Raw genomic sequence first — 21882 nt, 5'->3', positions numbered from 1 at the left:
AAACCAAAAATCACTGTAATGATTATTCGACTAACCTGCGCGATAATGCCTAATGTAATAAAAAGCCAATTACAGGTATGTATCATCGATTCAAACATGACAACACTGAGTTACCAATGCTAGATTACAAAAAGAAAATACAATCAAATATTAAGTCAAATGTAAAAATGGTGTATCTACTTACCTCTTATTAGGTCTATATCTTGAATGGGGTAAGTGTGTGAAAAGGTTCTTTTTCATGATAAACTTACATCGATAATATAAAGAATTAGGTTTATTCAGACTTAATACAAAACAAGCTCAAAACTGGATTTTAGTCATGAAAGAAATCAAAAAAATGTCAGATAAAGACTTTGTTGATACATTAATACAAGAATGGCTGGAAACCGTCCCTACATTGGATTTAAGTGGTTTACCAATTATCGCCCGTATCGTACGTATGAGTCATTATATCTCTCAATTTATTGATGCCAATTTGGCCCGCTACAATCTTAATGTAGGTGAGTTTGAAGTACTCGCAGCACTTGCTAGAAATCCTGATCGTCAGCTTTCGCCCAAAGAACTGCAAAAGAAAATCCTTATTTCCTCTGGCGGGTTATCGAACCGAATTAACCGATTAGAAGAAAAGAAATTTATTGTTAGAATTCCAGATCCTGCGGATAGACGTGGAGTCATTGTAAAAATAACCCCTGAAGGGCGGAAGTTAACCCTTGAAGCAGTGGAAACCCATGTAGCGATTGAAAAATCCTTAGTTCAAGGATTAGATACCGAAAATAAAGATCAACTCGCCATGCTACTGAAGAAACTTATACAATCACAAAAATCTGAACTCAACGAAAAAAATGGGGCTAAATAAAAAACACCCCAAAGTTGGAGTAAACCTCAGGGTGCAGCTCACATTGAGCTGTCTTCATTTTGACTTAATCACTTAAGTTAAGCTGTTTGCTGGCCTTCAGACTTTAAAACTAACCATAAACCCGCCAAAATCAAACATAATCCTATGACAGCTAACATATTAACGTTTTCATGAGCAACAACGATCGCAAGGAAAAACGCCACAATCGGTTCAATTAAGCCCAATGCCACACCTGTAGGTGCACTAATATGTTTCAAAGCTTGAGTATATAAAAGGTAAGCCACTCCAGTCGTTAATAATCCAAGATAAAATATAACTGCAATGCTTATCCAACTGACGGTTGGTGTTCCAGCTAGTACCCAAGCTATTGGAACAGCAATAAATATAGCAATACTAAATGTATGCTTAGTAATGGTTAATGGAGAATCAATACTGACCAGTTTTTTACTCATCAACGTATAAAGTGCATAGCAAAAACCCGCACTCAAACAAATAAGTAAACCACCCGTATTAATTTGCCAACTACTACTTTGAGAAAGAACCATCCATGTCCCCCCTGCCGTTGCACAAACAGTGCCGAGCCACCAAAGCAAAGACGGCGATTTCTTTAAAAGGAACGCCTGCATTAAGCCCGCCCAGATAGGCGCACTACCAATCGTTGTAGCCGTTCCAATTGCGATCCCAGTCGCCTTAATACCTGCAAAAAAAGTTAAGTTATATAACCCCATACAGATACCTGCGATAATGATATATCGCCAATATGCCATTGACCTCTTGGCAGAATTATCTGTTTGTTGTTGCTCATTCACTTTTAGCGCTTGGCGGTTTGTCATTCGATAAAAAAATAACAAATGAAAGAATAAACACGCAACAAGCAACCTAAATGCACCAATCCAGTAAGGTGCTGTTGCTCCTTGCACAAAACTTTGCGCTGTCCCCGCCGTTCCCCATAGAAAAGCCGCACAAAGCGCCAACAAGCTCCCAACTAAAGATACTTTTTTCATCGTCATTGAATTTTTACCACCATTTCAATAAAAATATACCTTCACATTAAGATACTCACCATGAAGATACAATACGATAGAAATAAAAGAAGACAAAATAGTAAGTATTTATGACAAATGTCAATAATTGTACGTTTTGTGATTGATATTAAAACACCGGTTATTAATATTGATATATCTTCTCGTGAAGATACTTCCAATAAAGAAATAATAATGAGAGGCAGCTATGACTGTTATAATTATCAGTGTAATAGTGTTGATACTAGCGGGTTATGCAATTGCGAAGAACTTCGAAGCAAAAATTGTATTATTCACCGCAGGTATTGCGCTGATGCTCAGCGCAGCGATGTTAGGAATGCCTATTTTAGATATAAAACAAAGTACAGGGAATATTTGGCTTGATCCACTAAAACAGATACAGCTAGGGTTTATCAAACAGTTTGGTGGCGCAGGGATCATAATCATGGTTCTATTCGGTTTTTCTTCTTATATGTCACGCATTGGTGCAAACGATGCCGCTGTTCATTTAGTTGCAAAACCTATTTCAAAAATTCGATCTCCTTATATCTTAGTTCCAATCGTTTTTTGGCTAGGAAACTTACTGTCGTTAGTGATCCCCAGCGCTGCTTCATTAGCCGTTATTTTAATGGCAACCTTGTACCCTATATTAAGGGCTGCCAAAATGTCCTCAATGACAGCCGCTGGTATTATTGCGACCACAGCAACAATTATGCCAACGCCATTAGGGGGAGATAATGTTGTTGCAGCTCGCTTACTCGGTTTTGAGCATGTTGTCGACTACGTCACTTTACACCATGCCGTTATCTCTCTCCCTGTTTTATTATTAATGGGTTTTGCCCATTATTTTTGGCAAAAATATATAGATAAGCGCCAAGGCGCATCGGCATTTACTGAAGTTGATGAAAGTAAACTCGAAGGGAGCAAAGAACTGCCTCCTGCCTATTACGCCTTATTTCCACTTGTTCCGCTTATTTTGATTATCGTTTTAGGGTTATGCTTTCGAGAAATCAAAGTGGGACTTGTTGAAATCACGTTATTCTCATTTGTTCTCGCATTTGTCACCGAACTTATTCGTAAAGGCAATCCAAAAGAACAAATGGTTCAAGCAGGACTATTTTTTAAAGGCATGGGCGAAGGGTTTTCTCAAGTCGTTGTCCTGATTGTTGCTGCGGGTACTCTGGTTGCGGGTCTGAATGCCATTGGCATCATCGACATGATTTCCGGTGTTGTGAAGGACGTCAATAACGCAGGGGCTGGGTTAATGTTTATTTTCTCTGGCTTAACGGCATTGATCACCTTCATTAGCGGTAGTGGTAACGCAGTGTTCTATTCTTTCATTGAATTGATCCCATCTATTGCTAATCAGGCTAATGTTGACCCAATTATGGTTGCTCTACCAATGCAATTTACCTCTAACCTAGTTCGAGCAATTTCTCCAGTTTCTGCTGTCGTCATTATTGTCGCATCGGTTATCAAAGTGAGTCCTGTTGAAGTAGTGAAAAGAACCTCTGTACCTTTAGCGGTAGGCACGATAGCAACGTTAATTTATGCATATTTTCTGTATGCGTAGAATGGGTTATTAAAAGGAAAATCAAAATGACTACAATAGATAATGCATCATTAGTTGCGTGGCGGCGTCAGTTCCACTGTTACCCAGAAACGGGTTGGGGAGAGTTTTATACCACGGCGATCTTAATTAAAACACTTGAAGAAATGGGGCACCATGTATTAACAGGGGAGCAGATTATCAACCCTGATTTCATTCGTGGTCGAAATCCATCCATTGTTGAAAAAGCCAAGCGCGCAGCCAAGGAACGCGGAGTCGATGATGCGCTACTCGAAAGGATCGGTGACTACACTGGATGTGCGGCAATCTTTGATACAGGACGACCAGGGCCCACTGTCGCATTTCGTTTTGATATTGATTGCGTCAATGTACAAGAAACCGATACGGCAGAGCACATCCCAAATCAAGAAGGGTTTAGCTCAACGAATCAAGGCTATATGCATGCTTGCGGCCATGATGGACACATGGCTATCGGCCTCGGTGTGGCAAAATGGCTAATCGAGAATAAAGACCGTCCACTTAAGGGGGTTATTAAACTCATTTTCCAACCCGCAGAAGAAGGTGTACGGGGAGCAAAGCCTATTGCTGAAAGTGGCATTTTAGATGATGTTGATTACTTTGCCTGTGGCCACCTTGGCTGTGATATCCCGAGTGGAGTGGTCGTTGCTGCACCTGAACGTTACCTTTCCACCTTAAAAATGGATCTCCGTTTTAAAGGTAAAGCCGCTCACGCAGGAATGGAGCCCCATGCAGGGAAAAATGCCTTACTGGCTGCCTGTAATGCCACTATCCAGATCTTAAGCTTGCCAACCCACGGTGAGGGAATGACACGAGCCAACGTCGGGGTCTTAAATGCAGGTGAAGGCCGTAACGTGATCCCTTCATACGCACAGATGCAAATTGAAGTGCGTGGCGAAAACGAAAAAATTAATAATTACATGACCGAAGAAGCTTTAAGACGTGCACGCGGTGTAGCACTCAGTTTTGATGTTGAACTCGAAACTGAAGTGATGGGTGAAGCTGTCGATTTTATTTCTGATGATGAAATGACTGACTATATCATTGATGTTGCACAAACGATCCCTGCGGTACAAAAAGTTCAGCGAACTATGAATTTTAATGGCAGTGATGATGCCACGCTGTTGATTAAACGTGTACAAGCCCATGGCGGAAAGGCCGCTTATTTTGTGATTGGCTCTGACATCAAAGCGGGCCACCATCAAGCCAAATTTGATATCGATGAAGAACAGCTATTCACTGGTTTTTCAATCTTTACAGGGTTACTACAACGTTTATCCGTATAAAAACAGCAAATCAATATAAGCCAATTATGAAACCTTATAACGGATAATGTTATAAGGTTTTTTAAGGAAATATGATGAAAAAGACATTATTAAATACGCTACTTTCTAGCATAATCTTATATACCTCTGTTTCACTCGCAGCCGACGCCATTAAACCCAACGTAACCATTTTAGCCACTGGGGGCACCATCGCAGGAAGCTCCAAGTCCAACCTTGATACCACCGATTATAAAGCGGGCTCACTGGGTATTGATGTATTAATCAATGCCGTGCCAGAAATCAACGATGTTGCTATCGTCAAAGGCGAACAAGTTTCTAACACCATTAGCGGCAATATTAGCAGCGAGATCCTCTTAAACCTCAGTAAACGTGTTAATCATTTACTGAATGAAGGAAAACAACAAGGTATCGTTATCACCCATGGGACTGATACAATTGAAGAAACAGCCTTCTTCTTAGAGCTAACCACCCAAAATGAACAGCCTGTCGTTATTGTCGGAGCCATGAGACCAGCAACCGCTATCAGTGCAGATGGCCCAATGAATCTGCTCGAAGGCGTCGTACTTGCTGCGGATAAGAAAGCTGAAAATCGCGGGGTCATGGTGGTATTAAACGACCGCATTGGTTCTGCATTTTATACCACCAAATCAAACTCAACCACTCCTGATGCATTTAAATCCTATGAACCAGGCTATCTTGGCGTCTTTGTCAGTGGAAAACCCAAATTCTACTATACCCCTGCACAACCTGTTGACCGTACTTTTTTCGATGTTAGTAAGATAGATAAACTCCCTAGTGTCGAAATTATTTATGCTTACCAAGACCAGACCCCAGCGATGCTTCATGCCGCTATCAACAACGGTGCCAAAGGAATTATTGTCGCGGGAAGTGGTAATGGAAATGTCTCGAGTAACATGGAGGAGGCAATTAAGCAGCTCAGTGACAAAGGTATTCCTGTTGTGATGGCAACTCGAACAGGCTCTGGCTATGTGAGTAGTAAGTCATTTGCGATAGGATCTGGCTTTTTAAACCCACAAAAATCTCGCATTCTCTTACAACTCGCCCTTGCAACTGATGCTGACCTCAAGCAAATATCGAATTACTTTGATAGCCAACGTTAATTAAATACTTTCATTATTAAAGGCGTCTAGAATATAGACGCCTTTTTAATATTAATCATGCTTATTTTTAGTATAATAAATAAATTATAAAAATCAGTTTAATATTTATTATATAGATACTCGAAATTCAGATAACGTTAGTACCCCATTTAGTTAAATGGTTAATATTTAAATTATTAAAACCTAGATTTCTTTTATTGCTATTCTTAAATATTGGATTTCTTTGCTAGTAGATAATAAATAATAGCTGTAATCGGAAATGCAATAAAGAATGCAAAATTATAGCCTATCATACCCGAGATCAATCCAATCACTAGCGCAGTAATCCCTGGTTTTCGCCAGTTTGGAATATCATCACTGTACAGATTTTCTAAATTAAGATGACATTTACGGATAAGATAATAATGTACTAACATAATCGCCAATATGGGTGCGAGTATTGCAGAGAAAATCATTTGTACATAATCAAGGTAGCTTAATAATAACCATGGCATCATTAAAATACTAATCAACCCAACTAGCCATGTCGCTTTTGCAAAAGTTAATTTAGGGAAGAAATTAAGCATAATTAATGTTGCGGGGAAAATATTTGCACAAGTATTGACTGTCCATTGTGCAAATACAATGATGATACAGCTAATAATTAATATGGTTGCGTTATCAGCAAAAGCAATTTGTAGCATTCCAATAGGGTTATCGCTTTTCGTCAGGTAAGCACTAATCAATCCTGCAAGAGTGAGCAATAAGCCAGTACCAACAAACCCAAGCCCAAAACAAAAGATAGTGCGTTTATTACGAGCAAAGAAGCTACTTGATGCACTGTTTTCAGGTAATTTTAGCTTTCTGGTTAAGTCACTGCCATTTAGTGCTTCAGATAACCACCCCCCACTAAATATAGCGATAACAGTAATAAAGCTGAATCCAGTTCCTTCTAGTGGAGAAGCTGTCACAATATCAGGTAAAGAAATTTGGTGTTCTTGTAATAACCAAGCAACTAATGACACCAATCCGCATGCCAAAATAGGGACTGCCAATGTGCCAAACTTACTCATACTATCTACGTTACGGCTTGCATTGAATAACTGTAAAGATGCATAAGTGATGAATATCACCCAGAACATGGAAACCCCTGTGACTATTTCGATAATCGCATTAATCGCCTGTGTCCCTAAAAATAAAATCACACCACACCATGTTAAGCAGACGATAGCTCGACATATCGCCCCAATTTTCGCCCCTTGTTTTCCTAAGCAATCGCGAATAAAAATGGTGAAAGGAACACCGTAACGTGTACCAATATCGCCAGTTAAAGTAATTAACACGGTGACTAATAAGAAACCGAAAAAACAAGCAGCTAACACTTCAATCGGTGAATATCCACCTCTTAAAAGCACTTGAGCGGGTATCACCAACCCCACAACGTTGATCACCATCGATGAACAAAGCACCAGCAAGTCGCGCGTCTTTAACGTTCTGTCTTTTTCCTGTGTAGGTAGCAATTCCTGATTGGCTTTAGCAAGCAATTCCTGTGAAATATTTTGTCCATTATTCATGAGTCTAGCCTCATCTTTATTGTCGTTTTAGTTTAATTTCAAAGTACGTTTAATAAATTTTCCTTGCCCTTTACTTCCCATAAAGGTGTTGTTATCCATGATAATTTCGCCACGTAAAAAGGTTGTTTTTACCTTTCCTTTCGTTTTATATCCTTCATGTAGGCTATAACCAGCACCACTGTGTAAGTTATTAGCTGAAATAACCCATTCCTCATTCGGATCGAAAATGACAATGTCAGCATCCGCTCCAGGTAATAGCGTCCCTTTTTGTGGATAACATCCCATGGTTTTCGCGATGTTAGTGCTACATAGCGCAACCACTTGGTTCATGGTGATTTTTCCGCTTTCCACACCTTCGGTTACCATCAAATTAAAACGAATCTCTAAACCCGATAATCCATTCACCACCTTAGTAAAATCGGGAATAATTTTGCCACAGGCATCACGCTGTAAAGCCTTTTCTTTCTCCTCACGAGTGAAAGTGCAATCATCAGAACCAATCAAGGTGATTGTACCGTTCTTAATACCATCCCAAAGTTCATCTCGTTCTTTACGAGTGCGCAGTGGAGGCGAACAAATCGCTAGATGCCCATTTTCAATGTCATCATAGAGTTCATCAAAAAGCGTCAGATAATGAGGACCGGTTTCGATATACAGTCTTTGACCCCGCTCTTGCGCTTGCTGTGCAATATCTAGACAAGGACCATTCGTGGTATGAACAATAAGGAGAGGAACACCAACTGATTCAGCGAGTTTAGTCACTCGGCCAAAAGCTTCTGTTTCACAAATAACGGGTTTACTCTTGGCAAAATCACGCCAAGTCAGTGTGTTATTTTTGATGCACTCATCCACCGCCGTTTCTGCTATCGCATTGCTTTCCGCATGGATCAACGGCATACAATTATTTTCTTTAGCCCGTTTAAAAACTTGCATCAGCGTCATATCATCTGCCATCACCCCTTCCTTGCGGTAAGTCATAAACAATTTAAATGTTGGGCATCCTTTTTCTGCAAGAAGCGGAATTTCATCTAGTAACTGCTCATTGGCCTCAACAAACTTGCCATGAACACTAAAATCAATAGCAGACTCAGCCATTTCTTCGATACGATCTTCTAATGCTTGGAGAACGCTGGAACCTTTCCAAGTATTGGTAAAATCCATATAAGTGGTGACCCCACCAAACGCCGCACAAATGCTTTGTTGGTAAAAGGTAAGTTGAGGGGAAATACCTTGGAATGGGGCCTGTGTATGCATGTGAGCATCAATTAAACCTGGTAAAACCAATCGACCTTGCGCATCAATTTCTTTTTGGCATTCAACAGGTTCATCAGGGTCAAGTAAAGCCGCAATTTTGCCATTTTTAATTGCCAGATCGGCACGAACGGTGCCCTCTTCAAGGACCAAATACCCATTTCTAATAATTGTGTCAAACATAACTATCTCCAACGATTTTTATGTCACAACACAGCGGAAAGTAGGCTGTGTTGTTATTATTGATTAATCAACCCAGCATTCCTTTACGTAAAACGTGTCCACTACAGGCATAACTTTCAATATTGTTAAGAAGTGCAATTCGCCCATTTACCATCACCAGTTCAATACCAATAGGGTATTGATTTGGTTCAACAAACGTTCCTTTATCTGTCACTGTCAGTGGGTCTAACATCACAATGTCAGCTTGATAACCCTCTTTAAGTAACCCTCTATTCGTAAGCCCTAAAACCTCTGCGGGTTTGCCCGTCATTTTGCGAATCGCAGCTTCCCAAGTTAAACAAGATTCTTCGCGTACATACTTCCCGAGTACTCGAGGAAATGCCCCAAAAACACGTGGATGGGGCTTACCTGCCCCCATTAATCCGTCCGTACAAACATTTTGCTCTGGCCGACACAGGAATTTAATCACGTGCTCTTCAGTTCCATAAAAATCCACCATTCCAACTGCGTTATCTTCCTCATATAACAGGTCGAAAGTGGCGTTATAAGGGTCCTTACCACGTAATTCTCCAAGTTGAACTAAATTTAAACCCACTGCATCTTGGTTTTTCTGTTGCTTAACACTGGTGATGAATATTTGATCTAACCCTGCAAAATCAATGAAGTTATCCCACCCAGGAATTCCTGTTTCAATATCGTCAATCATGCGTTGGCGTAATTCAGGGGATTGCAAACGTTCGAGTAATTTTTCGGTTCCACCTGCATGTACCCATGGAGGTAATATCACCCCTAGCATGGTGCTACCAGCAACATAAGGGTATTGGTCGAAAGAAATACGAATCCCCTCTTGCTGAGCTTTTTCGAGCATCGATAGCATTTCATCGATCAGCGGCCAGTTTTTCTTACCACAGACCTTCATATGGGAAATATGTAGCCAAACTCCAGATGCATGGGCTATATCAATAAGTTCTTGAGTAGACTGAATGATGTCATCCGCTTCACTGCGCTGATGAACAACAAAAATGCCATTATATTTGGCTGCCACTTTGCAAAGTTCAGTGATTTCAGCGGTATCACCAAAAGCACAAGGCATATAGATAAGGCCTGTTGATAGTCCATAAGCCCCCACTTGTAACTCCCGCTCAAGAATCTGGCACATTTTGACGATATCTTCCTGCGTCGATGCCTTACCATCTAATCCCATGGCTTCCATACGAATATTACCGTGGGGAACAAGATAAGCGAGGTTCGTAGCACTTCCTCGCGTCTCTAACATGTTGAGATACCCCGCGGTATTCTTGAAGTGCCAGTCTATCTCATCAGAGTCACCGTCAAGACCGGCAATATTTTTACGCCATGCTGAAATATACTGTTCAGGCAAAGGTGCCAATGCGACGCCGTCTTGTCCCAATAGCTCAGTCGTGATCCCTTGACGAATTTTTGCTGAAACCGCTGGGTTAAGTAATACAGATAGGTCTGAGTGCGTGTGAGTATCAATAAAACCGGGGCAAATAATTTTCCCAGTAGCATCAATAAGTTGGTCCTGAGTGTTGGCGCTAATATCGCCGATTTGAATAATTTTACCTTCATTGACAAGCAAGTCTGCTTGATACTGACATTCCCCTGTACCGTCAATGATGGTGGCATTTTTAAATAGTGTTTTCATTATTCGCTTCCTTTATTAATGCCCCAGTTATCACTGAGGCACAAAAAGATAACTAATTGTTATTATTGTAAATACTAGAAATTATGCTGTAGTAGCCTTTGGCTGAGCCTGTTAATTGATCTATCTCGATATATTCATCAATGGTATGCGCCAAGTTCTCTCTCGAAGGCCCAAAACCAATCGTTGGAATATTCGCTTCCCCCGCATAATGGCTACCATTAGTGCAAAATGAATATTGAGTAATTGTTGGGTCGAGGCCGACTTTTTTGAGGCCGGATAATGCATGTTGAACAAAACTATCCGACTCGTCTAAAACCCAGCCTGGGAAGAAACGCTCTCCTTCAATCGTGCTGCCGGTATAACAAGATTCTGTTCCATAGGCATAAGATACTCGCGCCTTAAACTCAGGATCAGACTGTGCTATTTCATCTAACGCTTTTTGGATAGGTTGTAGCACACTCTCTTTGCTCTCACCGACTAATAACCTGCGGTCATATGTTGCACGGCAATATTCAGGAACAACTGATGCTCCAGGATATGGAGACGATTTAATATCTGTTAATTCAAGTATTCCTAACCCAAGAACTGGGTGAACTGTCGGGGGAAGCACTCTAATTTTTTCAATCAATGTAGCCATTTTATAGACCGCATTAATACCCGCTTGCGGGTTTGCAGAATGAGCAGGTTTCCCAAATGTTTCTACCACGACTTCCGCTCGCCCACGTTGGCCTATTTTTAAATTAAGCTCAGAAGCTTCACCGATAACCACATAATCAGGGTGGTACTTTTCAGTAACTAACCGTGCAGCAACACCTTCGAAGCACTCCTCATGTACGATACAAGAAACGTAAATTTTCCCTGCAAATTCACGTAAATGGTCTTGACCAAAAAAACCTACGGCGGAAATCATGGCAGCAACCGCACCCTTCATATCGGTCGTACCACGGCCATAAATTTTTCCGTCTTTAATTTCTCCACCAAATGGATTTTGCGTCCATTGGCTTTCATCGACTGGAACCGTATCAATATGTCCATCAAAAACCAGCGTTTTTCCAGGGTATTTCCCGACAATCCCACCAATAATATTGCCGTATCTATCAATATGAATGTCATCAAATTCAAAATCTTCCATCATGGATTTAATCACGTTGACGACATTGCCCTCTTCACCGGAGTAACTTTTTTCACGAACTAAAGCTTGGCAATTTATGATGACTTCGTTAAAACGATTTTCTGAAAACATATTTTTCACCCCAATTAAAATTGGCCAAAACTTGGAAACTCACCGTCCCAAACAATATCCCGATAACGTTGAATATCCGTATCGCCCTCTGTACTGATCACTAAAATGCGTGATTTCTCATTCAGCTCCAGCTCATTACGAACATCTTCATAATCTGGAGATTGCATTAGAATAGAAAGTAACCCCGTCGTAACGGCGCCTGATTCACCAGAAATAATCGCTGGATCATTCGGTAAAGGGTTACCTAATATCCGCATGCCTCGTGTTGCGACGAAATCAGGACAAGAGAAGAAGGCATCTGCGTAGTCTCGTAATAATTGCCAACCGGTAATATTGGCTTCACCACATGCCAACCCTGCCATCACCGTTTGTAAATCACCACCAACTGGAATAGCCTCTTCATTTTCAGCAACCGCTGAGCGGTAAAGGCAATCCGCAATTTGCGCTTCAGCAATAATCACTTTTGGTCTATCTTCACCATAAAACGCCGTTAGCATGCCTTGCACCATACCTGCAAATGAGCCAACACCAGCTTGGACAAAAACGTGGGTCGGTTTCACTTCATGCAACTGAGACAAAGCTTCAAACATTAACGTGCTGTAACCTTGCATAATCCACTGCGGGATCTTTTCATAACCCGCCCAAGCGGTATCCTGCACCACCACCCAGCCATATTTTTCTGCCATTTCGGCCGTCATACGTACCGCATCGTCATAGTTCATATCTACAATTTCTGCGCTCGCACCTTCATTCAAAATGGCATCTAAGCGTTCCTGGGAAGAACCTTTAGGCATATAAACGACTGATTTTTGTTTAAGTTGACGTGCCATCCACGCCACACCTCGCCCATGGTTGCCATCCGTCGTAGTGGCGAAAGTAATGCCATTTAATTGTTCTCTAACCTCATCGCTGACCATTACGTTATAAGGAAGCTCAGAGATATCTCTCCCCAGCTCTTCGGCAATATGACAGGCCATTGCATAGGCGCCACCTAATGCCTTAAATGCTTTTAAGCCAAAGCGTTGTGACTCATCTTTTAAGTAAATCTGCCCGACATTTAATGACCTAGCGAGCACAGGTAAATGATAGAGCGGTGTTGGTGCATATTCAGGAATTGAGCGGTGAAATTGCCACGCTTTATGTAATTCAACTTCCGAAAAAGAGTCAAGGTTCGCCGTAGGCTTTTGCTTAAAACGGCTGTGATTAATGTAGTACTTTAATTGCTCCTGCATGGAAAACCTCATGAACTTATTATTAATAAACAAGACAATTAAGTCTTAATAAAAAATAGGTTTACAGCTTAGGTAGCAATACACATGCCAAGATCGGCATTTACGTATAATTATAATGAAAAAATAATGTAGCCAATTGATAAAAAACAAAATTTAAAATAAAGCATGTAGAATTATTTTTAATAAATTCGATATATTGATTTACCTCATTGATAAATTATCAAATATGATAAATAGTGTGATGGCGATATATAAATAATTTAATACATTGATTTATAAATAAAATGATAATTATCGTTTCAATTAAATTTATTATTATTTATCAATCATGATAATAGGGGGAAAAATGACATCCATTCTGAGTACTATCCAAAATGAAATTTGCCATTACGCAGAAGCCATTTCTGGCATGACCGGAACCGATGTCGAAATTATTGATGAATATCTGATACGTATAGCAGGAACGGGTTATTACAAACACATGCTCAATCAAAATGTTTCACGTAACGGCTATATTTATCGTCATGTTTTACGAGTGCAAGAAACCGTATTAATTAAAGATCCTGGGGAAAATAACCTCTGTCACCTCTGTGAAAATAGAGAAACCTGTACGGAAGAATTAGACCTTAACGCACCCATTTTTTTAAATGGCAAAGTCATTGGTGTCATTGGCATTATTTGCTCGACTAAACAACAGCGAGCCGTATTACTTCAGCAACTCAATAAATTCATCACATTCATCGAGCAAATAGCCGAAATGATATCGAGTAAAGTATTTGAGTGTCTTGAACGCTTGAGAGCACAAGAATCTTTACATGCATTTCGGAGATTGATTGATGCCATGGATAGAGGCGTGATAGCCATTGATAGCCAACAAAAAATTTGGCATACCAACCGTTCGGCATTCCGCTTTTTTAATAAAGATATTATAGGCCTATCACTATCCTTTGAACTAACAGGGGATATTTTATATGGCGATGAAGAAGCATGGTTAGAATTAGAAGGCCAGCGCTATCATGTACTCTGCCGTAATGTCACTTTTACTTCACTGGAAAATGATACGTTAACCATGATCATTTTTCAGGATGCCCGTGATTATATTACTCATGTCAATCAATCATCCGTTGAAATCAGCGAAGCCCCTTCGCAGCTAATCGGTAATTCATCGACCATGATGAACCTAAAACAAACCATCAAGAAGATCGCTGTCAGTCATGCCAATGTACTGATCACGGGGGAAAGCGGCTCAGGAAAAGAGGTTGTCGCTTATGCTCTACATGCACAAAGTACTCGACATAATCAGCCCTTTGTCACCATAAACTGTGCAGCAATACCAGAGCAACTCCTTGAAAGTGAGCTATTTGGCTATATCAGAGGCGCATTTACTGGCGCGGATCCCAAAGGCCGTATAGGTAAATTTGAATTAGCCCATGGAGGAAGCCTATTCCTCGATGAAATTGGTGATATGCCTTTGTTATTACAGGCTAAGCTACTGCGTGTTTTACAAGATAAAACTATCACTCGAGTTGGATCAAATAACCAAATACCTACCGATGTCCGCATTATTGCAGCCACAAACAAAAATTTATTAGAGATGGTCGGACAAAAAACGTTTCGAGAAGACCTATATTACCGATTAAATGTTGTACCGATCCCAGTCCCCGCATTACGAGAGCATCGTGAGGATATTACTGATTTAGCGAAATACTTTTCTGACCAATTTGCAATGCAATATGATAGAGAAAAGCAAAAGATCCCTGATACAGTGATGAATTATTTATATGGCTATCATTGGCCAGGTAACATACGTGAATTGCGTAATGTCATTGAATATATTTATGTCATGCAAGGTGATCTACCTGAAATGAACCATAGCCATTTACCTGAATATATTACAAAAACAAATTCATTAGCAGAATCGATATATTCCATTACAAAAACCGCCGCACTACCTGCACACCATTATGAAAAAGAAACTATACAACGCGTACTTGAAAAAACGGGTTACTCCATGAACGGAAAGAAAGAAGCTGCACAAATACTAGGCTTAAGTATTGCAACACTGTATCGCCGATTAAAAAAATACGATATCGCTAGTTGATATTTATTTTGGGTACGTATGTTGTCTTCTTCACCTTTAAGCCAATCTTTGCCACTTATCTAAAAATAATCACAAAATGAATAGTCGTTTTGTGACATCCCTCTTACCCACTTTGGTTTTTACGCCATTTTTCAAAAATATCTGGCTAAAAAATACAATTAATCCTAATTCATTTTACTTAGATTGGGGGCGCCAGTTTCTTTTTAATCAATTGGTAGACAGGTTAATTATGCCACTAAGAATGGCATTATAAATAAATTATAGGTGCAAACATGAAAAGAATTAAAACCAAGTTTCTTTTGTTATTTTATATACTTATTTCAATAACCGCCACCAGTGCTTTTGCTATATCAGATAGCGACGCCCTTTATTTTTACCTTGTTAGACATGGGCAAACTTATTCTAACATTAAAGAAATGACTATTGGTGGAGGCGGTAATGCTCAACTCACAACCAAAGGACGCTATGATGCACGCAGCCTTGGTTTAGGTTTAGAAGATGTCGATTTTATCGCTGGATACAGCAGTACATTAGGTCGAGCTCATGAAACTGCCAGTAATATTTTAACTGGCCGTAATATGGATGTTATTGAGATTGAGAACCTCAAAGATATTTCTTGGGGTAACGCTGAAGGCGGTAGAATTGATGACTTAACGAGCCAATACGGCCATTCTGGTAATGAATTTGAATACTATTTTGGTAACTATAAAGATAAAAACTTCAAATCTGTCGTCAACACTGAAAACATGTATGACTTTTCTCAACGCTTCGAGTCTGCATTATTGGATATTGCTAACCGTCATAAAAATGAAAGTGGTAATATTTTAGCCGTTGGCCACTCATCAATGGCATTTTACTTACAAAAATATCGTCAAGATAAGCCATTATCAGGGTTAAGTAATACTGCCGTTTCGGTATTAAAATATAAAGATGGGCAATTTACTCTTATCGACTTTAATAATACGGATTATTTAAAATCAGGTTATGCAAAACAAGAGAAACTTCCACCTCTTGAAATCTCGATTGTTATCAACCCAATGACTATTTTAAATGATGCCAATATAATGGAAGGTACCTCAGACTCCGATCTCAGCAAGTCAGGTATTGCGGCAGTTAACCAATTGAAACAACACATTAATCCTACTGACTATTTTGCAGTTTATAGCAGCACATTGAATAGAGCTAAATATACAGCAAACCACTTATTTGAAAACAGCACCACGCCAATCCAAATTAACCGTAATTTAGATGAAATTTTTCTTGGTCTTTGGGAAGCGGAGAAAATCAGTACATTAGAAAAAGACCCTAAAGGCCAGTTTGACAAATTACATTCAGGGAAAAATGTATTGAGTTTTGTTTCCCCTGTCGATGGTGAAACAGGTGCTATTGCAGCCTACCGATTAGAAAGCTTACTTAGTGATATTGGTATCCAAAATGAATTTCATACTGGAAAAATCATGGTGATTACTCACCCTATTATTTTCAGTGCGTTTTTAAATAAAGTTCAGCCAGAGTACCAATTCACCCCTAAAAAAGACTTACAACTAATTACCCTGCAATATAAAAATGAAAAATTCAGTGTCAAAAATATTCAGTCTTTTAATGGTAAATAAGATAAATTAACACATTATCATCGCCAATAAAAACCTCGCCATCGCGAGGTTTTTATCTCTATTAAGAAGAATGCAAAACAAATTATATATTTTTCCTTTCGATAGTTTCTTCTCCCCAATATAGCCTATCCGCGGTAGTCTTCGAAAAGGCCAGAGGCAAAACTTCATCAGAGCCTTCTTCCCAAATTTGTTCGGCTAATACTTCGTCATTGTTCGCTAATTCAAAAATAGCTTGAGCAATTTCAATTGAGGTTTCTCTAACTTTAGCCCACTCAGCTATATGGTGAGGATCTTTCATTATTCGCTCCTGATTAAATGATTCGGATAAAAATACTCAGATATTTCAACTCTGTGAATAAGATCACTGCGACTTTAAATATATTGCCATTTTTCACTTTTAGTGGCGCTCCATTAAACGCGCTCACTGTTCACTCTCTCTAGTATATGACTATAAGTTAAGTAATAGAGATAAAAAAGTCATGAATATTCGCCATGTTGTTGCTATTGATTTAGGCGCATCTAGCGGTCGAGTCATGTTGGCTTGCTATGATGTGCATAATAAAAAATTATCATTAGATGAAATTCATCGTTTTACAAACCATTTGATCACTGAAGGTGAACACTGTTATTGGGATCTGGATGATCTTGAGGCTCAGATACTGATTGGATTACACCGTGTAGAGCAGTCTGGCATCAATATTGACAGCATTGGTATCGACACTTGGGGGGTTGATTATGTCCTCCTTGACAATGTTGGGAATACCGTTGGTCGTAATTTTTCCTACCGTGATAACCGTACCAAAGGTGTCATGGAACAAGTTCAAGCCGATCTCGGTGTGCAGAATATCTACCAAAAAACGGGGATCCAATTCCTTCCTTTCAATACGCTATATCAATTGAAGGCCTTGCAACAATCACACCCTCAATGGCTGGAACAAGCACATCATTTATTGTTGATCCCTGATTATTTGTCATACCGTTTGACTGGGGAAATAAACCATGAATATACCAATACCTCCACCAGCCAAATGATTAATCTGCAAACGGGCGATTGGGATGATGAATTAGTCGAATATTTACAGTTACCACGTCGTTTATTAGGTGAAATCAAGCAACCAGGTAATACCATTGGCTATTGGCACACGCCCAAAGGCCAAAAAATCCCCGTGATTGCTGTGGCAAGCCATGACACTGCCAGCGCTGTTATTGCAGCTCCGATAACCGATAGCCATGGTGCCTATTTAAGTTCAGGAACGTGGTCATTAATGGGCCTCGAACGAACATCCCCTTGTACTTGTGAAAACGCATTTGCTGCCAACATTACCAACGAAGGAGGTGTTAATGGCCACTACCGTGTTCTAAAAAATATTATGGGATTATGGTTATTCCAACGTATTTGCCTTGAGCACGATGTCCAAGACATTTGCAGCCTTATTGCCTCAGTAGAAGCTATCCCAGCATTCACGTATCTGATCAACCCGAACGATAACCGGTTCTTGAATCCGGAGTCGATGAGCCAAGCCATTAAAGAGGCTTGTCAGGAACACCAGCAACCCGTCCCAAATACTGTTAATGAGCTAACTCGCTGTATTTTCGATAGTTTAGCGCTGCTTTATCGCCAAGTATTTCTTGAATTGCAGCAGATTAATCATTCCCCATTACAGCAGCTGCATATCGTCGGCGGTGGCAGCCAAAATGCCCTACTTAACCAACTATGCGCCAACACTTGCGGGGTCCCTGTGAGCACAGGCCCGATTGAAGCCTCCACCTTAGGAAACATTGGGTATCAGTTAATCACTCTCAACACCATTCCAGATGTCCCCACTCTGCGCACCATTATTGCGCAAAATACTGAACTTTGTTGGTTTCAACCACAAAGTATTGCGCTGGATAACCCTTGGAAACGATTTAAAACCATTACGGGCTAACTCAGGTTATTAACCGTATATCGATAAATTATAAGGAAAATTTCATGTCTAATTACAAAGAAAGTTATCTTATTGCCAAACAACGTTTTGCTGACCTTGGTATCGATACTGAACTGGCGATGCAAGCCATGGCAGACTTGCCTGTATCGATGCATTGCTGGCAGGGAGATGACGTAGCTGGCTTTGAAAAATCCGCAACCGCTTTAAGCGGCGGTATTCAAGCTACTGGTAATTACCCTGGCAAAGCAACCAATGCGATTGAATTACGTGCAGACATGGATAAAGCGATGAGCTTAATTCCAGGTCCTAAACGCGTTAACCTGCATGCTCTTTATCTTGAAGCAGATACCGCCGTCGAACGTAATGAAATTGAACCACGCCATTTTGCTAATTGGGTGGATTGGGCGAAAAAAAATCATATCGCACTCGATTTTAACCCTTCTTATTTTTCCCATCCGCTCAGTGGCGAAGCAACACTCACCCATAGTAATAAAGAAATTAGAGACTATTGGATTGGCCACGGGCAAGCTTGCCGCCGTATTTCTGCTTATTTTGGTGAGTCATTAAATAGCGCTTCCGTGATGAATATTTGGATTCCCGACGGGATGAAAGATCTCCCCATTGACCGCTATGCTCCACGCCAACGCTTAGTCGAGTCATTGGATGAAATTATCAGTGAAAAAATTGATATTAAATATCATATCGATGCCGTCGAAAGTAAATTATTCGGTATTGGCGCAGAGTCTTACACCGCAGGCTCCAGTGAGTTTTATTTGGGCTATGCCATCACACGTAAAACCGCTTTATGTTTAGATGCCGGGCACTTCCATCCAACCGAAGTCATTTCGGATAAAATTTCAGCGGTCATTCCCTATGTTGAACGTCTACTACTACACGTCAGTCGCCCTGTACGTTGGGACAGTGACCACGTCATTTTGTTAGATGATGAAACTCAAGCCATTGCCAATGAAATCATTCGCCATAACTTAAAAAACCGTGTGCATATTGGTCTCGATTTCTTTGATGCATCAATTAACCGTATTGCCGCTTGGGTCATTGGGACTCGCAATATGAAAAAAGCATTGCTACGCGCTTTGCTTGAGCCAACAGCAAGACTACGCCAACTCGAAATTGAAGGGGACTTCACTGCTCGCCTTGCGCTATTAGAAGAACAAAAATGCCTGCCGTGGCAAGCCATTTGGGATGAATATTGCGAACGCAACAATGTTCCTGTCGGCGAAAAATGGTTAGATGAAGTTAAACAATACGAAAAATCAACATTATTAACACGTTAAGGTGAATTGTATGCAAGATATTCTGACATCTTGGTTTGTTCAAGGGATGATCAAAGCCACCAGCGATATGTGGCTCAAAGGCTGGGATGAACGCAATGGCGGTAATGTGAGCTTACGACTAACCGAAGACGATGTTGCACCGTTTAAGCATGCCTTTCACGCTGAACCGCGTTACATCGAAGCGACAGAGCCAGTTAAAGCGCTTGCAAACCAATATTTTATTGTTACAGGCTCTGGTAAGTTCTTCCGTAACGTTGCCTTAGACCCTGCAGATAACTTGGGTCTGGTTCGTATCGATAACGAAGGTCAGGGTTACCATATTATTTGGGGCTTTGTGAATGGTGCAATACCAACCTCTGAATTTGCTGCACACTTTCAATCGCATATCACACGTATGCAGGTCACTAATGGTACCAACCGTGTCATCATGCACTGTCATGCAACTAACATCATTGCATTAAGCTATGTTTTACCACTCGATAGTGCATCCATCACACGTCATTTATGGGAAATGAGTACCGAATGTTTGGTCGTTTTCCCTGATGGTATTGGTGTGCTGCCATGGATGGTACCTGGCACAGATGGTATCGGTTTAGAAACGGCGGAACAAATGAAACAACATGGCCTAGTACTTTGGCCCTTCCACGGTATTTTTGGCTCCGGCCCAACCTTAGATGATGCTTTTGGTTTAATTGATACCGCAGAAAAATCCGCGGAGATATTGGTAAAAGTTCTCTCCATGGGAGGGAAAAAACAAACTATTTCAACAGAAAATCTGATTGCGCTTGCCAAGCGATTTAATGTCACACCAATGCCTGATGCATTGAAATAAAACCTGTTTCTCTGTGGATAGGGCTCTTCTTCCACAGAGAAATTAAAACGATAATAAACAGTGAGGGATAGTTCATGGGCAGTGGAATTTTACTCGGTATTTTTTGGCATTTTGTCGGCGCAGCTTCAGCCGCATGCTTTTACGCACCATTAAAGAAAGTTAAAAACTGGTCATGGGAAACGATGTGGTCCATTGCCGGTATTTTTTCGTGGATTATTTTACCTTGGACCATCAGTTATATTTTACTTCCTGACTTTTGGGCCTATTACAGCTCTTTTAGTGCAAATATTCTGATCCCCGTATTTTTATTTGGCGCCATGTGGGGGGTGGGTAATATTGGCTATGGCTTGACCATGCGCTATTTAGGTATGTCAATGGGGATTGGGATTGCCATTGGTATTACACTCATCGTCGGTACCTTGATGACTCCTATTATTCAAGGCACATTTGGCGAGTTAATTGCTTCTACGGGTGGAAAATTAACGATTCTCGGTGTCTTAGTGGCTGTTCTAGGGGTCGCCATCGTCTCCTATGCAGGGTTACTGAAAGAAAAAGCGACTGGAGTACAAGCCGAAGAATTCAACCTGAAAAAAGGCTTATTACTGGCCGTGATGTGCGGTATTTTCTCTGCGGGTATGTCATTTGCTATGAGCGCTGCTGTTCCTATGCACGAAGCTTCCGCAGCACAAGGTGTCTCACCTCTCTATGTCGCACTACCAAGCTACGTCATCATCATGGGTGGCGGCGCATTAATCAACTTAGGCTATTGTTTTATTAGACTTATTTATCGCCAAGATATCTCTTTCAAATCAGATATCTCTGTCCCCAAAGCCCTGCTGATCAGCAATATTTTATTTGCCATTTTGGGTGGCGGTATGTGGTACTTCCAATTCTTCTTCTACGCATGGGGACACGCCAATATTCCATCACAATACGGCTTTATGAGCTGGATGCTACATATGAGTTTTTATGTACTGTGTGGCGGTATTGTGGGATTAGCCCTAAAAGAATGGAAAGGCACTGGCAGAAAACCTGTCCGAGTTTTATGTTTAGGCTGCTTAGTGATTATCTTAGCTGCAAATATTGTTGGCTTGGGAATGGCGGCATAACGT

Annotated in this window: 17 protein-coding genes; 10 read left to right on the top strand and 7 right to left on the bottom strand. The window is 40.5% G+C overall.

The window, feature by feature from the left end; all coding sequences use genetic code 11:
* The first annotated feature begins 319 nt into the window (after positions 1-319).
* Positions 320-856: a MarR family winged helix-turn-helix transcriptional regulator gene (locus J6836_RS01635; RefSeq protein ID WP_219246189.1), complete on the top strand. Its 537-nt coding sequence runs from the start codon at positions 320-322 to the stop codon at positions 854-856.
* A gap of 77 nt (positions 857-933) precedes the next feature.
* Here J6836_RS01635 and J6836_RS01630 read toward each other — a convergent pair whose 3' ends face one another.
* Entirely contained in the window at positions 934-1866 is a 933-nt protein-coding gene (locus tag J6836_RS01630; protein WP_219246188.1) for a DMT family transporter, read from the bottom strand.
* A gap of 220 nt (positions 1867-2086) precedes the next feature.
* On the opposite strand from J6836_RS01630, the gene dcuC reads away from it, so the two are divergent.
* The 3 genes from dcuC to J6836_RS01615 all read left to right on the top strand — a co-directional run bounded on the left by dcuC (position 2087) and on the right by J6836_RS01615 (position 5873).
* Positions 2087-3451: a C4-dicarboxylate transporter DcuC gene (gene dcuC / locus J6836_RS01625; protein ID WP_219246187.1), complete on the top strand. Its 1365-nt coding sequence runs from the start codon at positions 2087-2089 to the stop codon at positions 3449-3451.
* A gap of 26 nt (positions 3452-3477) precedes the next feature.
* Entirely contained in the window at positions 3478-4752 is a 1275-nt protein-coding gene (locus tag J6836_RS01620) for an amidohydrolase (RefSeq protein WP_219246186.1), read from the top strand.
* A 71-nt stretch (positions 4753-4823) separates the two neighbouring features.
* Positions 4824-5873, top strand: a complete 1050-nt coding sequence (locus J6836_RS01615; RefSeq protein WP_219246185.1) for an asparaginase — start codon at positions 4824-4826, stop codon at positions 5871-5873.
* Between the two features lie 206 nt (positions 5874-6079).
* Here the strand turns inward: J6836_RS01615 and J6836_RS01610 are convergent, their stop codons facing one another.
* The 5 genes from J6836_RS01610 to dpaL all read right to left on the bottom strand — a co-directional run bounded on the left by J6836_RS01610 (position 6080) and on the right by dpaL (position 13001).
* Positions 6080-7426: a cytosine permease gene (locus J6836_RS01610; RefSeq protein WP_219246184.1), complete on the bottom strand. Its 1347-nt coding sequence runs from the start codon at positions 7424-7426 to the stop codon at positions 6080-6082.
* A 27-nt stretch (positions 7427-7453) separates the two neighbouring features.
* Positions 7454-8860: a dihydropyrimidinase gene (gene hydA / locus J6836_RS01605; RefSeq protein WP_219246183.1), complete on the bottom strand. Its 1407-nt coding sequence runs from the start codon at positions 8858-8860 to the stop codon at positions 7454-7456.
* A 67-nt stretch (positions 8861-8927) separates the two neighbouring features.
* Positions 8928-10526 carry an N-acyl-D-amino-acid deacylase family protein gene (locus tag J6836_RS01600; protein ID WP_219246182.1) on the bottom strand — a complete coding sequence of 533 codons (1599 nt, stop codon included), beginning with the start codon at positions 10524-10526 and terminating at the stop codon, positions 8928-8930.
* Between the two features lie 52 nt (positions 10527-10578).
* A complete protein-coding gene (locus tag J6836_RS01595; protein WP_219246181.1) occupies positions 10579-11769 on the bottom strand; it encodes a YgeY family selenium metabolism-linked hydrolase in 1191 nt (396 codons plus the stop codon).
* A 14-nt stretch (positions 11770-11783) separates the two neighbouring features.
* The gene (dpaL, locus tag J6836_RS01590) at positions 11784-13001 is read right to left on the bottom strand and encodes a diaminopropionate ammonia-lyase (protein ID WP_219246180.1); all 1218 of its coding nucleotides are present in this window, start codon (positions 12999-13001) and stop codon (positions 11784-11786) included.
* A gap of 346 nt (positions 13002-13347) precedes the next feature.
* Between dpaL and J6836_RS01585 the strand changes: the two genes are divergently transcribed.
* Positions 13348-15102, top strand: a complete 1755-nt coding sequence (locus tag J6836_RS01585; protein WP_219246179.1) for a sigma 54-interacting transcriptional regulator — start codon at positions 13348-13350, stop codon at positions 15100-15102.
* 272 nt (positions 15103-15374) lie between these two features.
* Positions 15375-16715 (top strand): 2-carboxy-D-arabinitol-1-phosphatase, encoded by a 1341-nt coding sequence (locus J6836_RS01580; RefSeq protein ID WP_219246178.1) that lies wholly within the window; start codon positions 15375-15377, stop codon positions 16713-16715.
* A gap of 82 nt (positions 16716-16797) precedes the next feature.
* Here the strand turns inward: J6836_RS01580 and J6836_RS01575 are convergent, their stop codons facing one another.
* Positions 16798-17013, bottom strand: coding sequence for a YccJ family protein (locus J6836_RS01575; protein WP_219246177.1), 216 nt, complete (start codon positions 17011-17013; stop codon positions 16798-16800).
* 181 nt (positions 17014-17194) lie between these two features.
* On the opposite strand from J6836_RS01575, the gene rhaB reads away from it, so the two are divergent.
* The 4 genes from rhaB to rhaT all read left to right on the top strand — a co-directional run bounded on the left by rhaB (position 17195) and on the right by rhaT (position 21879).
* Positions 17195-18643, top strand: a complete 1449-nt coding sequence (gene rhaB, locus J6836_RS01570; protein WP_219246176.1) for a rhamnulokinase — start codon at positions 17195-17197, stop codon at positions 18641-18643.
* Between the two features lie 44 nt (positions 18644-18687).
* The gene (locus J6836_RS01565; RefSeq protein ID WP_219246175.1) at positions 18688-19938 is read left to right on the top strand and encodes an L-rhamnose isomerase; all 1251 of its coding nucleotides are present in this window, start codon (positions 18688-18690) and stop codon (positions 19936-19938) included.
* Between the two features lie 10 nt (positions 19939-19948).
* Positions 19949-20770 carry a rhamnulose-1-phosphate aldolase gene (gene rhaD, locus J6836_RS01560; protein ID WP_219246174.1) on the top strand — a complete coding sequence of 274 codons (822 nt, stop codon included), beginning with the start codon at positions 19949-19951 and terminating at the stop codon, positions 20768-20770.
* A gap of 74 nt (positions 20771-20844) precedes the next feature.
* Positions 20845-21879, top strand: a complete 1035-nt coding sequence (gene rhaT / locus J6836_RS01555; RefSeq protein WP_219246173.1) for an L-rhamnose/proton symporter RhaT — start codon at positions 20845-20847, stop codon at positions 21877-21879.
* The last annotated feature ends 3 nt before the right edge of the window (positions 21880-21882 follow it).

The sequence above is a fragment of the Providencia sp. R33 genome, from assembly GCF_019343475.1.
Classification (GTDB): domain Bacteria; phylum Pseudomonadota; class Gammaproteobacteria; order Enterobacterales; family Enterobacteriaceae; genus Providencia.
This window is presented reverse-complemented; position numbering and strand designations above follow the sequence as displayed.

Coding starts and splice junctions, on each gene's coding strand:
- J6836_RS01635 (WP_219246189.1), top strand. CDS start 320: ATGAAAGAAATCAAAAAAATGTCAGATAAAGACTTTGTTGATACATTA.
- J6836_RS01630 (WP_219246188.1), bottom strand. CDS start 1,866: ATGACGATGAAAAAAGTATCTTTAGTTGGGAGCTTGTTGGCGCTTTGT.
- dcuC (WP_219246187.1), top strand. CDS start 2,087: ATGACTGTTATAATTATCAGTGTAATAGTGTTGATACTAGCGGGTTAT.
- J6836_RS01620 (WP_219246186.1), top strand. CDS start 3,478: ATGACTACAATAGATAATGCATCATTAGTTGCGTGGCGGCGTCAGTTC.
- J6836_RS01615 (WP_219246185.1), top strand. CDS start 4,824: ATGATGAAAAAGACATTATTAAATACGCTACTTTCTAGCATAATCTTA.
- J6836_RS01610 (WP_219246184.1), bottom strand. CDS start 7,426: ATGAATAATGGACAAAATATTTCACAGGAATTGCTTGCTAAAGCCAAT.
- hydA (WP_219246183.1), bottom strand. CDS start 8,860: ATGTTTGACACAATTATTAGAAATGGGTATTTGGTCCTTGAAGAGGGC.
- J6836_RS01600 (WP_219246182.1), bottom strand. CDS start 10,526: ATGAAAACACTATTTAAAAATGCCACCATCATTGACGGTACAGGGGAA.
- J6836_RS01595 (WP_219246181.1), bottom strand. CDS start 11,769: ATGTTTTCAGAAAATCGTTTTAACGAAGTCATCATAAATTGCCAAGCT.
- dpaL (WP_219246180.1), bottom strand. CDS start 13,001: ATGCAGGAGCAATTAAAGTACTACATTAATCACAGCCGTTTTAAGCAA.
- J6836_RS01585 (WP_219246179.1), top strand. CDS start 13,348: ATGACATCCATTCTGAGTACTATCCAAAATGAAATTTGCCATTACGCA.
- J6836_RS01580 (WP_219246178.1), top strand. CDS start 15,375: ATGAAAAGAATTAAAACCAAGTTTCTTTTGTTATTTTATATACTTATT.
- J6836_RS01575 (WP_219246177.1), bottom strand. CDS start 17,013: ATGAAAGATCCTCACCATATAGCTGAGTGGGCTAAAGTTAGAGAAACC.
- rhaB (WP_219246176.1), top strand. CDS start 17,195: ATGAATATTCGCCATGTTGTTGCTATTGATTTAGGCGCATCTAGCGGT.
- J6836_RS01565 (WP_219246175.1), top strand. CDS start 18,688: ATGTCTAATTACAAAGAAAGTTATCTTATTGCCAAACAACGTTTTGCT.
- rhaD (WP_219246174.1), top strand. CDS start 19,949: ATGCAAGATATTCTGACATCTTGGTTTGTTCAAGGGATGATCAAAGCC.
- rhaT (WP_219246173.1), top strand. CDS start 20,845: ATGGGCAGTGGAATTTTACTCGGTATTTTTTGGCATTTTGTCGGCGCA.